Annotated in this window: 11 protein-coding genes; 10 read left to right on the top strand and 1 reads right to left on the bottom strand. The window is 54.9% G+C overall.

Going from position 1 to position 15,073, the window contains the following annotated elements; genetic code table 11:
* Nucleotides 1-166 precede the first annotated feature (166 nt).
* The 10 genes from FJ695_RS17185 (at nucleotide 167) to FJ695_RS17140 (ending at nucleotide 13,578) form a co-directional block, all read left to right on the top strand.
* The gene (locus tag FJ695_RS17185) at nucleotides 167-850 is read left to right on the top strand and encodes an OmpA family protein (RefSeq protein WP_247653671.1); all 684 of its coding nucleotides are present in this window, start codon (nucleotides 167-169) and stop codon (nucleotides 848-850) included.
* Nucleotides 851-921: 71 nt separating this feature from the next.
* Entirely contained in the window at nucleotides 922-2,226 is a 1,305-nt protein-coding gene (locus FJ695_RS17180) for an ImpA family type VI secretion system protein (protein ID WP_141186587.1), read from the top strand.
* Between the two features lie 280 nt (nucleotides 2,227-2,506).
* A complete protein-coding gene (tssB, locus tag FJ695_RS17175; protein ID WP_141186586.1) occupies nucleotides 2,507-3,061 on the top strand; it encodes a type VI secretion system contractile sheath small subunit in 555 nt (184 codons plus the stop codon).
* The gene (tssC, locus tag FJ695_RS17170) at nucleotides 3,062-4,585 is read left to right on the top strand and encodes a type VI secretion system contractile sheath large subunit (protein ID WP_141186585.1); all 1,524 of its coding nucleotides are present in this window, start codon (nucleotides 3,062-3,064) and stop codon (nucleotides 4,583-4,585) included. It abuts the gene before it with no gap.
* A gap of 205 nt (nucleotides 4,586-4,790) precedes the next feature.
* On the top strand, nucleotides 4,791-5,276 hold the full coding sequence (locus tag FJ695_RS17165; protein WP_141186584.1) for a type VI secretion system tube protein Hcp: 486 nt from the start codon (nucleotides 4,791-4,793) through the stop codon (nucleotides 5,274-5,276).
* Nucleotides 5,277-5,398: 122 nt separating this feature from the next.
* On the top strand, nucleotides 5,399-5,950 hold the full coding sequence (gene tssE / locus FJ695_RS17160; RefSeq protein ID WP_141186583.1) for a type VI secretion system baseplate subunit TssE: 552 nt from the start codon (nucleotides 5,399-5,401) through the stop codon (nucleotides 5,948-5,950).
* Complete coding sequence (tssF, locus tag FJ695_RS17155) at nucleotides 5,947-7,944, top strand: type VI secretion system baseplate subunit TssF (protein ID WP_141186582.1); 1,998 nt, start codon at nucleotides 5,947-5,949, stop codon at nucleotides 7,942-7,944. The genes tssE and tssF overlap by 4 nt, the downstream gene beginning before the upstream one ends.
* On the top strand, nucleotides 7,941-9,410 hold the full coding sequence (gene tssG, locus FJ695_RS17150; RefSeq protein ID WP_168206399.1) for a type VI secretion system baseplate subunit TssG: 1,470 nt from the start codon (nucleotides 7,941-7,943) through the stop codon (nucleotides 9,408-9,410). The genes tssF and tssG overlap by 4 nt, the downstream gene beginning before the upstream one ends.
* A 25-nt stretch (nucleotides 9,411-9,435) precedes the next feature.
* Nucleotides 9,436-12,237 carry a type VI secretion system ATPase TssH gene (gene tssH, locus FJ695_RS17145; RefSeq protein WP_141186580.1) on the top strand — a complete coding sequence of 934 codons (2,802 nt, stop codon included), beginning with the start codon at nucleotides 9,436-9,438 and terminating at the stop codon, nucleotides 12,235-12,237.
* Between the two features lie 195 nt (nucleotides 12,238-12,432).
* Entirely contained in the window at nucleotides 12,433-13,578 is a 1,146-nt protein-coding gene (locus tag FJ695_RS17140) for a hypothetical protein (RefSeq protein ID WP_141186579.1), read from the top strand.
* Nucleotides 13,579-13,978: 400 nt separating this feature from the next.
* Here the strand turns inward: FJ695_RS17140 and FJ695_RS17135 are convergent, their stop codons facing one another.
* Complete coding sequence (locus tag FJ695_RS17135) at nucleotides 13,979-15,049, bottom strand: hypothetical protein (RefSeq protein ID WP_141186578.1); 1,071 nt, start codon at nucleotides 15,047-15,049, stop codon at nucleotides 13,979-13,981.
* Nucleotides 15,050-15,073 lie beyond the last annotated feature (24 nt).

The following is a 15,073-nucleotide window of genomic DNA, read 5'->3' as shown; positions in this document are numbered from 1 at the left end:
GTAACGTACTGAATGTCCTCTTGCTTCTTTGCACTGATTTACGACATAATGACATCAAACAGCACTTTAGTGACTTTCGCCACATTATTTTTTTTTGAAACCGGCAGACTGCTACCTGACACCCACGAAATGACTTGATCTCAAGTCCAACAGGGAGGTTTGACCAATGACATTGTCTAAGGACAGGACCGCAGAAACGACCATAGACTTTGCGGATATCCGCGGCACACTCGTTAAAATGGCTACGGCCGCAGCCCTCGCCTTAACACTGGCGACGGCAACGCCCGCTGCGGCCCAGGACGCCACATATTCCGCCGATGACGTGAAACAGCATTTCAAGCAGCTCAAAACACGATCGTTAAAGCCGGCGGGAAAATCTCGCGCTCTGTGCATTGGCACCAGAGATGAGTGCAATCCGAACCAGGCAGCCAACGACACTGGTGGCCAGGTTGCTGTAACGCAGGATTCCGGCGAAGAACCTTTGGTCGCCGATCCAGAAACGAAGGCAATTGGCGAAGGATTCAACCTGCTTGTCTCGTTTGAATACGCCTCAGCGCGGCTGAGTTCCGTTGCAAAAGCCAACTTGCGTGAATTTGCCAAGGGCATTTCCGATCCGGATCTAGCCACTGCGGCATTTGTGATCGAAGGCCATACCGACGGCATTGGCTCTGCATCTTACAATCAGCGCCTCTCTGAAGATCGCGCCAGCGCCGTCACCGAATTTCTTGTCTCGATTGGCGTTGGCAGGAACCGGCTGAAAACCATTGGCTACGGCAAAACGCGGCCGAAAGTGGCCGACATTAACGACCCGGCGAACCGGCGGGTGGAGAGCAAATTGGTATTTGAGTGATTTGAACGATAAGGCCGGAAATCCTGGTGAGGGCAACGAAAAACACCCTACCTCACCAGGAAAGCCGGCCCATGACGGGGGCGTATATGGATCTAGACCCGGACACATACGGCACGGAGATCGCGCCAGGCGCTGGCTGCGGACCGGACCTTTTCGACACGGACCCCGCATTCGCCGCCCTGATGGATTATTGCGAAGAAAAACTGCCGGAACGCTTTGGTGATTTTGACCGGACTGAATTTGATTTCCCAGAATTGTTCAATCAGATGGATGGCTTTTTAAAGCAATCCCGCGACATCAGGCTGCTTGCTTATCTCGGCCGATTTAGCCTGCTAAATGGCAACCTCAGCCAGTTCGCCAATACCATCCGCACAATCCGAAAACTGCTGAACGACCACTGGGAAAGCGTCCAGCCCGACGATGCAGATTTCGATCACATGGAACGGCTCGGCGCCCTGGAAGGATTTAACAGCCGTCCGACAGTGTTTTTGCCCCTCGAAGCAGCCCCTCTCCTAAAAACCCGGCGCAGCGGCCCAATCAGCTACCGCACTATACAAATCGCAGCTGGTACCGCCACCGCGCGTGCGGATGAACCGACCATATCCCTCGGTGCTATTGAAGCTGCCTTGACATCCGGTGAAATGGAACAGGAGCAAATCGACCTTGTTCTCAAGGACCTTGCAGAACTTCCGGATCTCCTGGAGACCATTTCCAGTGTCTGTGCGGCAAAGCTGGAGGAATCTGGAAAAGAAGCCTCTGCACCAAATTTCGAAAACCTCTGCACCTTGCTGCGGGAAATGTCGTCTGAACTGAACCTGCGCCTTGGCCGGATCGAGCCTGGTGATGACACCGAAGCAGGTAGCGAGGACACTGACCCTGCTGCTGATGAAACCGAAACGACGACTGAGCCGGCATCGACGGCTGATCTGACCAACGCAGCTCAAGCAAAACAACTGCTGCAAACGGTGGAAACCTATTTCGCAACACGAGAGCCGTCCCATCCAGCCCTGTTCCTTGTCCGCGAAGCGCATGGTCTTGTTGGACGCACATATCTGGATGCGTTGAAAATCCTCATGCCGCGGCGCTTTGACGATGTCAGCCTGCTGCTTGGAACCAGCGGTCTGCAGTTGTCCAATGACCGGCTGCGGGATCTGAACGACAGCGGCACCGGAGACCTGGGCGACATTGATGGATATGAAGCGCCAACGATTTCAAACCGTAACGAGGCAATGAAGGCGATTACGGCCGTTAAAGCCTATTTCGCGACCAACGAACCCACCAGTCCGATCCCTCTTTTATTGGAAGAGGCTCAGAATATGAGCTCGGGATCCTTCACCGGCCTATTGAATTTGTTCCTACGTCCAGATGACGACTAATACTAATTTTTAGAAAATAAGGATGAAAGGCTGACGTAACTGACTGACACTATTGATCTTGACACAGACCCAGAACAGGTCCTCAATATTTAGACAGTCCTTTGAAAACTCGCGATCATGTGACCACGATCACTTAAATATGAATACTCCTAAGCTATATAAACTACACAAGATGAAGCGCAGAACAAAAAGAAACAATAAAATATAGAATTTACCTGCGCTTGTATTTGACTGTCTTTGACCGGCGAAGACGCCGAACAGGAAATGAAAGGCAAGTACAATGGCATCTAAGAGCGGGCAAAGCTTTATTAAGCGCAATAGGCCTCCCCGGGTTCATATCTTCTATGAAGATCCGTTCGACGCGGAAGAAAAGGTGGAACTGCCGTTTGTCATGGGGATCATGGCCGACCTCTCCGGCGATAGTCCCGGCGTTGAAAAGCCAGATATTGGCGACCGAAAACTGGCTGACATAGATATGGACAATTTCAGCTCGCGCATGAAGGCGATCCAGCCAGGCACCTCCTTCACCGTGAAGGACCGCCTATCGGGTGAAGACGGCAGCAAGTTGAGTGTTCAGCTTCGGTTTGAAAACATGGACGACTTCAGCCCAGGCCGAGTTGCCGAGCAGGTCCCGGCCTTGAACAAACTCCTGGAAGCACGCCGTAGCCTGGCAGCTCTTCGCACCATGATGGATGGCCGCGTTCAGGCAATTAGCCAGCTGGAAGAACTGACCCGTGACCCGGCTTTAATGGCAGCGCTCGCCAAACAGATCGAAGCGGATAAGTCCGAGGCAGATGAAAATGCCGCTGAAAACGGCGGTGCAGAGGAGGCGTAAATGACCAATCCGGATACCAACGCCCAGACACAAGGCGCCCCGGCTGGTGGTGCGGTTACCGAAAAAAGTCCTGAGGAATTCGCCTCGATCTTGAAGCAGAATTTCCGCATCCAGGACAAAAATGACACGGCCAACAAACTGGTCGACAACGCCATGTCGACCTTCCTTGAAGAGGCGATGGCTGACCAGACGCTGATCAAGGACGATGTTTACGACACCATCGACGAAATGATCGCCAAACTGGACAGCGCCCTGACGGACCAGGTGAATGAAATCATTCATGCGCCTGAGTATCAGAAGCTGGAAAGCGCCTGGCGTGGCATCGACTATCTTGTGCATCAGTCAGAGACCGATGCGTCCTTGAAACTGCATTTTTTGAACATCTCGAAAAATGAACTGGCCGGCGTCTTCAAGAGCTACCGTGGTGCCAAATGGGATCAAAGCCCGCTGTTCAAACAGATCTATGAAGCCGAATTCGGTCAGCTTGGCGGTCAGCCCTATGGTTGTCTGGTGGGAGACTATGAATTCTCCAATGAACCGCAAGACATTACGATCCTGCGCGGCATGGCGAAGATCTCTGCAGCAGCCCACGCACCGTTCCTGGCAGCCGCCAATCCAAAGCTGATGCAGATGGAAAGCTGGACGGAACTGCCGGCAAAACGGGACTTGTCGAAAGTCTTTGACACCGAACTTCACGCTCAGTGGCGGACACTTCGCGAATCTGAAGACGCTAGATATCTCGGCCTCAGCCTTCCAAGGGTCTTGGCCCGCCAGCCCTATGGCGCCAAATCCGATCCGGTTGAAGAATTCGCCTTTGAAGAAGAATTCGAAGACAACAGCCATGACAACTACGGCTGGATGAACTCCGCCTATGCCATGGCGGCCAACATCAACCGGGCCTACAAGGAATACGGCTGGACCGTTCGGATCCGCGGCGTGGAAAGCGGCGGACTGGTTGAAGAACTGCCGACCCATGTCTTTGAGACCGATGACGGCGGGGTTGACCAGAAGTGCCCGGCGGAAGTCGCAATCACCGACCGGCGGGAACACGAAATCTCGCGGCTTGGACTGATCCCGCTGATCCACCGCAAGAACACCGATCAGGCTGCCTTTCTTGGCGCGCAGTCGGTCTTCAAACCACGGCAGTTCTCTGGCCCGGACGGCAAGGATGCAACAGCATCCGACAACCTGTCGGCCCGCCTGCCCTACATGTTCGCGACCACAAGGTTTGCCCATTATCTGAAGGTGATGGTGCGCAACAAAATCGGCTCGACCAAAGAAGCAGCACAACTGCAGCGCTGGTTGAACGACTGGATCATGGACTATGTCGATGGTGATCCGGACAATTCAACGGAAGAAACAAAGGCACGCAAACCGTTGCGGGAAGCGAAAGTCACGATCATCGATGACGAGGAAAACCCGGGTTATTACAGAGCCCAGTTCTTCCTTAGACCACACTATCAGCTTGAAGGCATGGACATTGGCATGAGCCTGGCGTCGCGCATTCCGCAAGACGCAAGCTGAATGAGATCTGCCGGACGGGGTCAAGCCCTCCGCCCGGCAGGCATCCCAAGCGGATGCATCCCCGGATTTCCGGGCGGAGGTAACTACGGGACGCGAATGCGCCTTGGGGATCGAACCAATTGGTTCGAAAGAGTTGTCAGGAAAGTAACAGACACAAGGCCGGACCTATTTGGCCGGTTGTCAACACCCAAGAGGACCTAAGAAAATGGCTGTAGATTTTTTTCTAGAACTTGATGGCATTAACGGTGAAGCACAGGACAAAACCCATAAGGACAAAATCGATGTTCTGTCATGGTCATGGGGAGCGTCTCAGTCCGGCACAACCCATATGGGCGGTGGTTCCGGCTCTGGTAAGGCCCACTTCCAGGATCTGGCAATAACCAAATTTGTCGACAAATCCACCCCAGTGCTGCTGCAGCATCTGTCGACCGGCAAACACATTACCAAGGGCACGCTTTACGTCCGCAAAGCCGCTGGTGACAGCCCGCTCGAGTACATCAAGATTGAGATGAAGGACATTATTGTCACCAGTTTGCAATCCGGTGGCGCCGGCTCTGAAGACCGGATTACCGAAAACGCAACACTGAACTTCGGTGAGTATAAATATATCTACACCGTCCAAAACCCGGACGGCTCGAAAGGCGCGGCTCCAGAGTTCGGCTGGGACATTGCCGCAAACGAAAAGAAATAAGATCGCAAAACCAGCTGCCGGACATGTCCGGCAGCTGGAGCCTTTTTGGTTTGGCATCCGCTAAGTTTTCATAATCCGAATTTTCAAAAAATGATGATCGTAAGCCAGCGTGGGGCCAGTGAATGGCGAAACAAACGACAAAACTGCATTCGCCGCTGATGTGGGCCTTCCGGGCAATGGATGATCCGGACTTCAAGGCAGCAGAAGCGCGCCAAAAAGCTGAAAACGAAAACCAGGCTCTCAAAACAGGGCGCCGCCTTACCAGAGCCTACGGCATTTCAGATCATGCTTTGCTTTCAGAAGTCCGCCGGGACTTACAAGCCCTCCTCAATACCGTGCAATTGAACTCCACTCAGGACTTGTCCGACTTTCCGGAAGTGGAAAATTCAATCCTCAATTACGGTCTTCCGGATCTCTCTGTGCATGTGGTTGACACGATCCGCATCGAACAATTGGCGGTCGATATCCGCACGGCCTTGATCCGATTTGAACCCCGAATGGACCCGCGCACCCTCGTTGTTGAGCGCGATCGCGAATTTGAAAAGGACAATCTGAAAGTCCGATTTCTGATCAAGGCGGAAATCAGATGTGATCCGGTCCGGGTGGGCAGCGAATTTGTCGCCGATGTTGACCCGGCGTTTGGACGGATCAAGATTGTCGGGGCCTCAGCATGAACCGCGAATTTCTCGATCTCTATAATCAGGAACTCACTTATCTGCGTGAACAGGGTGCAGCCTTCGCCGAAGCCTATCCCGCTGTGGCGCAGCGCCTGGGCGACCTTTTGGAGGATCGGTCCGATCCGATGCTCTCCGGATTGCTGGAAGGCACAGCATTTCTTGCCGCCCGTGTGCAGCTGAAGATGAAGCACGAGTTCGCCGAATTCACATCCAATTTTTTTGAGCAGCTTTACCCATCCGCCTTAGCTCCGATCCCATCCATGGTCCTGACCCGGATCACTCCGAAATATGGCGATGCCAATCTCAGGACTGGCATCACGATCAAGCGCCACGCGCTTATGGAGGCCGTGTTCCGCGAACGCCAGGGCGAAGTGCGTTGCCGGTTCACCTTCACATCGCCCGTGACGCTGACGCCTTTAGAATTGACCGGTGCGCGGTATTTGAGTTCCGCCGCCCAAATCTCCGGGATGGGCGCGGATATGGCCGAAGACAGGCGGGCCCGGGCCGGACTTGCCCTAACCTTCACCCACCGGATGTCTGAAGATCCGGAAATGGAGGTCTCGGCCGAAGAAGCATTGAAAAAACCGGAATACCAGGTCGCTGGATGCCGTATTGATAGCCTTCCGATCCGCTTTACCGGTGCCCTGGATCTTGCGGCCAAAATCTACGAACAAATCTTCGGTCACACGATCGCGCTTTTTATCCGTACCGAAGATGCTTTCGGGCAAGTCACCCTGCAACGGCTCCCTGTGAATGGGATTGAACAGCTGGGATTTGACGAAGAAGACGCGCTTTTACGCAACAGCAAGCGGTTGTTCACCGGCTTTGATTATTTGCGGGACTATTTTAATTTTCCGCGCAGCTTTCTCGGCATGCGTTTGACCGGGCTTCGCCGTTACCTCGATCGGGTTCACGCGAAATCCTTTGATCTGGTTTTTGTCTTTGATGAAGCAGAAAGCCGCTTGCCCGCGCACGTTGAGCCCAAGATCTTCGCCCTACATGCCGCCCCAGCCGTCAATCTGTTTGAGCGCCAGACGGACCGGATACCGATAAAAAAAGGCCAGCACGAATTTCCAGTCATCGCGGACCGGACCCGGCCGCTTGATTATGAGGTCCATTCGGTCACCGAAGTGAATGCCCATTTCGCTGGCGGTGAAAAGCGTGGTGTCGAGCCGCTTTACAGCGTTGCCCCCGATGCTGAAAAAGCTGGCCACGATTGGTTCTACACCATCCGCCGCCTGCCGCGCCGCCAATCATCATCCGAGGTCCGCCGCCGCCAGCCGAGCGGCTATATCGGAACAGAGACTTATGTTTCGCTGTCCAGCGGCGCGCATGCAGCAGCTTTGCTGGACAGTGGCGACAAAAAACTGTCCGAGCTCTCCTTGAAGGTGATCGCCTCCAACCGGGCACTCGCGGCTGATCTGCCCGTTGGCTCCAATCCCGACACATCACAACTGGGGGACTTCCGGATCTTGGATGACGTCGGCCTGAAGGTTGATTGTATCGCTGGCCCGACCGCGCCGCGGCCTCCGCTTCTCTCCTATAACGAACGCTTAGGTGAAGATGGTCATGTGGGGGCGATCGTCTGGCGGCTCATCAACATCATGACACTCAACCACTCCGGCCTGATCCATGATGCGGCGGGAGAAGACGGCCGGTCCTTCCGGGATATTCTAAGTGTGTTTGCCCCGCTCTCCGACAGTGCGGCCGACCGGCAAACACAATCGGTTCTGTCCGTCTCAACCCGGCCTGTCGTCCGGCGTCTCCAGCAGAAAACTGGCACCGGTGTTGCCCGCGGCCTGGAAATCACACTGACCTTGGATGACAAGGCATTTGAAGGCGCCAGCGCTTTTCTGCTTGGCGCAGTGCTTGACCGGTTCCTCGCCGAATACGCGTCGATCAACCATTTCACCCAATGCATCATCGCGACGACGGAACGCGGTACCATCATGAAATGGCCGCCGCGGGTGGGCGCGCAGGGGATCATATGACCGACGCTGGCAACAAATCTGCGCCGACGCCGGACACAGACCGGAAACCCCAGCCTGCGGCCGATAAAACCGTGATCCGTCCTGGCGGGTTTAGTCAGGAAACCTGGGAACCCGCCAACGGCTTGGCACAGCCCTCCGAAGAAGACCTGTCTGAAAGGATTGAAGATACTGACACGACTTTATCGGACGCGACCAAATCCAGTGAGACTGAAGCAGACCAAGAAAAAGCAAACGCAAAACCTGAAAAAACAGAAGACCTGACACCGGAGACTGAACCGGAACAGGTTGGAGACCCGGAAATACCGGAGGAACCCATCGAACCGGCCCCACCGGTCCAGCAACAATATGCGTCGTTGTTGAATGCCCTCGAAACCCGTTTGCAAGACCATCCGGGCGGTCATGATTTTCTGGCAGTTCTTAGAATGCTGGAGGGTCAAACCGCACAGCCATCCACCGCCAATGAGGGGTCAAAGAAAACAGATCCGGGTACACCACCGCGGATCGGCAAAAGCCGCCGGCTCAACGAAGACATCGTCCGCTTCGGCCAGGACCCCTCCAGCGAGTTCTCACCCTCCACAATTGAACGGGTTCAACGGGACGTCAAAGGCGGCCTCGTACTGATGGAACGCTTCTTAGGGTTGCTGGGACCGCATGGTGCCCTGCCCGCCCCGCTCACCGATGAAGCCATCATGCGGGGCCTGCGCGGCGAAGACAGTTTCCCGCGTTTCCTGGATGTTTTTAATGGCCGGTTCATCCAGCTGTTCTTCCGCGCCTGGGCCGATGCCCGCCCGATTGTCCAGCATGACCGGCCGGATGACGACCGTTTCCTGGCTTACATCGGCTCGACCATTGGCATCGGAACCCCGCTCTATCGCGATCAAGATACGCTGGATGACCGGCTGAAATTGCATTATGCCGGCCTTATGGCGCCCAAGGTAAAGAGCGCCGCCCGGCTGAAAGCACTGGTCTCTGGAACCTTCGGTGTCCGGGTGGAAATCGAGCAATGCGTCGGCACCTGGCTGCATCTGGATCCGGATGATCAATTGGCCCTTGGCGGTTTTGGTCCTGGCGGCGCCGGAAGTCTCGGACGCGATACAATCGTTGGCGCTAAGATCTACAGTGTCAGCGACAAGATCCGCATCCGGATCTATACCGAAGATCTTGATCAATATCGGAAATTCCTGCCACCAACGCGCACCAAACCCAATCCATTTACAGAAAAACTGTTTGACTTGATCGACTTTTATCTGGGTTTGGAACTCGAATATGAAATCGAACTGGCACTGCCCAAACGCTGTGCCTCCGCCGTGCGTATGGACAAGTCCGGCTCCGCCACCCTTGGCCACATTGGATGGCTGAAACCGGCAGCGCCGGAAGCCCCAACAGACAAGGACATGGAGGACGACGAACTGCTGACGGACACGAGATTCCGTCCGGTGCGCCGTCACACCGCCGTTTATCAGTAGGATTTCTATCAGAAAGGCCGACGTGATGAGTGATATTCTGGTCGAAACAGTAGCCAACAAGCTCACAACAGTCAGTTATGAGAGCCTGGAAAATGCCATGCGGCTGACCAAAAGCTCCGGCCACCGGCACCTGGAGATCGTCCATTGGCTCTATTATCTGCTCCGGGATGAGAATTCAGATCTGACGCACATCTTGCGCCACTTCGACATCGATAGTTCTGTGGTCGACAGCGACCTCCAGGCCGCCATTGCCAAGTTCAAAATCAACCAGACGGAATTACCGGGCATGGCAGCGCCTTTCCAGGAAGCGTTGGAACGCGCCTGGTTTGAAGGCACGCTCCGGTATGGCGATTATAAAATCCGCTCCGCCTATGTTCTGATCGCAGCCATGGGCGACAAATCGGCCCGGCGCCAGTTCTTAAGTTATTCCAGCGCCTTTGAGAAGCTGAACCGGGATATCCTGGTGAAAAACCTGGATGGGATTGCTGGCGCCTCCGCTGAAACCGGCGCCCGGCCGATCGATGGCTCCGGCCCGCAGGCGGCCGTAGCAGCCGCTCCCGGCGAAGACGCAGCCCCTGGAAGCGGAGCTGGCGATGATGCGCTGTCACAATTCACCGTCGACTTCACGGCCCGGGCCCGGGCGGAGGAATTTGATCCGATAGTCGGCCGTGACGAAGAGATCCGGCAAGTCATCGATGTGTTGTTGCGCCGCCGCCAAAACAACCCAATTCTGACTGGGGAAGCCGGGGTCGGCAAAACCGCCATCGTCGAAGGGTTTGCGCAGAAAATTGTTGCCGGTGACGTACCCCCATCCCTGCTCGGGACACGCCTGTGCGCCCTTGATCTCGGTCTTCTTCAGGCTGGAGCATCGATGAAGGGAGAGTTTGAAAAACGCCTGCGCGCGGTCATCGATGCCGTTCATGCCTCTATCGTGCCAACGATTTTGTTCATCGATGAAGCCCATACCTTGATCGGCGCTGGTGGTGCCGCCGGCACCGGCGATGCCGCCAACCTATTAAAACCGGCCTTAGCTCGAGGAACTCTGCGCACAGTTGCGGCAACAACCTGGTCCGAATACCGGCAGCATTTTGAAAAAGACCCGGCCCTCACCCGCCGCTTCCAGCCGGTTCAAGTCGATGAACCGGATGAAGAGAAATGCTTTGCCATGGTGCGCGGCCTTCTCGGCCCCATGGAAGACCATCACCAAGTCCGTATCCTGGACAGCGCCGTGCGGTCAGCGGTTTCCCTGTCGCACCGCTATATTCCGGCCCGCCAGCTCCCTGACAAAGCGGTCAGCGTTCTGGATACAGCCTCGGCCCGGGTCAATATCTCGCAAGCTGCTCAGCCAGCTAAACTCCTCGACCTCGTCGCCAAGAAGGGCTTTCTGGAAACCGAACACAAAGCACTCAGCAACGATACCGAACTTGGTATGGAGCACGAGGAGCAACTGAGTGCGCTGACCGAGGCCATTGAAAAGACGGAGCAGGACATCGAGACGCTCCGCGGTGAATGGGAAGCCGAACGTCTCTTGGTTGCCGGCATCCGGCGCCTCAATAAAGCGCTGATGGACCTAAGCGGCGGCGAACCTGCGCCCCATCCGGATGCTGCCGAAATTGCAGATCCTGAGCACGAAGGCCCGGCTCTCGTCCCAATTGATGACATAGATCTGGATCTCGGCATCGATCTTGCCGACGAACAAGCAATCCGCGACGCTCTTCATGACAAACGGGCGGAACTCGCCAAAATCCCGGAAGACGATCGCATGGTCTATGCCTATGTCGATGACGAGGCGGTTGCCAGCATCATTTCCGATTGGACCGGCATTCCGGTTGGCCGCATGGTGCAGGATGAAATGCAGACCATCCTGTCGTTGACCGAAAGCCTGAACAAACGGGTGATTGGCCAGTCTCATGGCCTCGCCATGATCGCTAAGCGGATCGAGACCAGCCGCGCGCAGCTCGGCAATCCGGACAAGCCGATTGGCGTGTTCATGCTGTGCGGCCCGTCAGGCGTCGGCAAGACGGAAACAGCATTAGCACTCGCTGAAACGCTTTATGGCGGCGAAGACAGCTTGATCACTATCAACATGTCCGAGTTCCAGGAAGCGCATTCGGTCTCTGGCCTCAAAGGTGCGCCTCCCGGCTATGTTGGCTATGGCGAAGGCGGCAGGCTGACCGAGGCCGTCCGGCGCAAACCCTATTCGGTTGTGCTCCTAGATGAAGTCGAAAAAGCGCATCCGGACGTGCATGAAATCTTCTTCCAGGTGTTTGACAAAGGCTGGATGGAAGACGGTATGGGCCGGAAGATAGACTTCCGCAACACACTCATCCTGCTGACGTCGAACGTCGGCACCGACCTGATCATGAGTGCGGCCAGCCAGATGCTGGACACACCTGTATCCGATGATCCGGAAATGGCTGCGACGGATCCCAATGCACCGGACCCGGAAAAACTCGCCGAAAGCTTGCGCCCTGCGCTACTAGATGTTTTCCCGCCAGCGCTGCTCGGCCGGATCGTCACGATCCCCTATTATCCGCTGTCGCCGTCCATGCTCGGCTTCATCATCAACCTGCAGCTCAACAAGATCGTCAAGCGGGTCAAACAAAACCGCGGCGCCGAGCTCAGCTATGGCGAGGATGTTGTCAGCTACATTGTGTCGCTGTGCCGCGACCCGGACAGCGGCGGGCGCATGATCGACAACATCCTGACCAACGATCTCTTGCCGAAACTGTCCCGCGCATTCCTCACCGCGGAAATGAACGGCGAGGAGCTGGCCGGTGTTACGTTGAAGGCCGGGGATGATGGGATCGAAATCGATCAGGGCTGAGTGAGCTTTAGATCTCTGACCTTTTGAGAAGGGGTCGCCGCCATTGTACGGCGACCGTCACCCTAAGTGCGTCATCCCTCAACAACACACAATCCACATAGACACTCTTCAATCAAACAAGATGTGTCTGTAATCACTGACGTATTTTCAAGAAATTCCCACAATTGGCATGAACTCAAACGAAAGGTTGACGACATGCCAGTTGGTAAAATCTTTTCAGAGGGCACCAAAGCAGCGGCAAAAGAAGGTGCAAAAAAGCTGATCAACGAGTTGATCGGCCTGGCCATCAACGAAGCGTTGAAAGCCGAAGCTTATGGCATCAGCAAAGCTCTGGCTGATACTGAAATAAGCCGCGACATGCGTCGGCGCCAGCTGACAAAAAAAGGCAAAGAACTCCAAAAGGCATTCGGCAAACACGCGGATGCAGCCGTTACCGGACTGAGCTACTCCTTAGCTGTTGCCAATGTGTTTGGAGAGGCGAACCGCTATCCAATGCTTCCAGCGGATGATCTATTAGACACGTTGAAAGGCATGCTCGGCACAATTGATGCAGCCGTAGACCGCGAGTACCAAAAGTACCTGACGAAGATCAATGAAAGCGGACCGGCTGCAAAAGCTGGCAATGTTATTCACCTGGTTGCCGGTGTCCCTGAAAGCTGGGCAAATTCTGTCGATTGGAAACCAATTTACAAAAAGCTCCAAGCGGATCTACGGACCCGGCTACAGAAACTGGAAAACGCGCGTGTGAAGCGGATCGAGGTACAGAAGGGCCGCAACGCTCTAAAGGATCAGATCCAGTTCAAACTCGTCAACGCGCTTGCAGATCTCCGGATTATGATCGGTAAATTCGTGCAGATGGACCGCGATGCCGACATCGTTGAGGGATGGCGTGCGGAGTCCCACCGCAAATGGAAAATAAACCTGAAGAAACTGGACCAGGGAACCGAACAACATCGGAAGTTTCATGAAAAGGGCATCGTTTTTTGGGAAGGCGAAGTTTACCGCAAAAAGGACCACAAGAAGTTTGTCAGCGTCCTGAGGTCTTATGTCACCAAGGAAAACAAAACCCACAAAACATACAATCAGTACAACACCCAGCATGAAGCCCTGGCGAAAAAAGCCGATGCCTTCGAAAAACGGCTTTTCAACAAACTGGCGCAAATCCGCGACCTGCACTGGCAACTTTGGAAAGTCAGAAGCGAGTTAAAACTCAAGACCGGCAAAGAACCGATCCGCGCCCTGAAACTCCCGCCGGTCGATGTGCCATGGCGGCTGAAAACGGGATATGTGAAGCTGCGCAGCGACACCTATCCTTTTGATACTGCAGTCCCCGGGAACTAGGCCGTGTGGACGAATTGGAGATGTATTTCGCCGGGGAATGCTGCGTTCAGGATCAAGAAAATCTGCCGCAGGTGATGCCGGTGCATCATCTGGGCGGAGTATTGAAAAGAATTGGACGCTGCAGGTTCGGCCCTTTGGGTGAGGCAAAGGCCAGCAATCTGACGCGGACGGCCCCTTGACCGTATCACCGATACGCTCTGCAGGTCTTTCCACGCCATTTTTTGCCCTTTGCCTCACGAAATGCGTCTCCAATTCGTCCGCACGGCCGAGGCCGGACGAACCGCCAATTCAGTGCCAGTCCAAAGCGCTTCCCAGGCTGGACCAGGTGCTCAGTCAAAGGAAACGGACGCTGCGAATGCGGCGCCCGTTGTTAAGACCGGTGTCCAGCGCCCGCGTTGGGTCACCGTCCTTTGGACCCCGGCGCATAGGCAGGTTGTAACTTCTTCAAAGCAAATTGAGCGCGCATGAGCAATTGTTTGTCGACCGTTTCCTTTGAACTGCTGAAACCGCCGTATGTTGCTTCCATTCCGAAAAAGGTGTGACCGACCAGCGCCTTATAGAGTGTATCAATCCGCTTTTTCACCAATTCACCAGCGTCGTTATAAATCACCTCTTGCCGGTGGCGGCGGTGGTCCCGCCCTGTTTTCGGATAGTTTTTGTCCGTCGGGTTTTGCGGAATTCCTTTGGTCACGGTGTATTCTTCGGCAAAGGAGCCAAACGCGGTCCGGTTCCAGCGCCACTCCTGAACCTTGATTTGATCCAGCGTCAGCAGATACCGCATCCAGAACGACAGTTCGATCCGCTCTTTCAACTTGTCGGGCATCTTATGGCTGAGTTTTAAGAGCTTGGACGACTGGTGAAACTTCTTGAGATATTCCTGTTCTTTATCTTTCAGTTTGCCGTTGAAGATCTCCTCGATCAACAACAAGGCTGTGTGACACAGGCCGTCCACATATCCGGTCATATTGACGAGCACCGTCAAGGGCTCATCGATAAATCCTTTGGCATGTTTGATGTCCTGGGGTTGGTTTGTCAGAGCAGCTTTCAACTTGTCCCCGGCCTTGGCGCTGACAACATCAAACAAGGCGCCGGCGACGAATTCCGACCGGATATCATTGGCGACGAAATCCAGTGTTTTGAAGGACCGCTCTCCCAAGTTTGCTGACACATAGTCCAGGACCGGTCCGTTGAGCATCTTTTGGGATATTTTCCCGGCGCAGGCCTTTGCACAGGCTGCTCCCATGACAGTTCCGAGCCCAAACCCACCAATCAATGACAGCGCAAGGATGGCCATCTCGGTTTTTGCCTCGGCCTCCGCCTTGTCTGCAGCGTCTTGAGCTTCAAGTGTTTTGGTGAAATTGGTGTAGGCCTGCTGATAGGCCGCACAAAACGGTGAAATGACTTGGCTGCTATAGGCTGCGCGGGCAGTCTGCACCCATCTGTTGGCTGTGGCTTCAGTGATGTTGGCCATGGACTTCTTGCCTCCGTAAGCGAT

Source organism: Labrenzia sp. PHM005 (assembly GCF_006517275.1).
Taxonomy (GTDB): Bacteria; Pseudomonadota; Alphaproteobacteria; order Rhizobiales; family Stappiaceae; genus Roseibium.
This window is presented reverse-complemented; position numbering and strand designations above follow the sequence as displayed.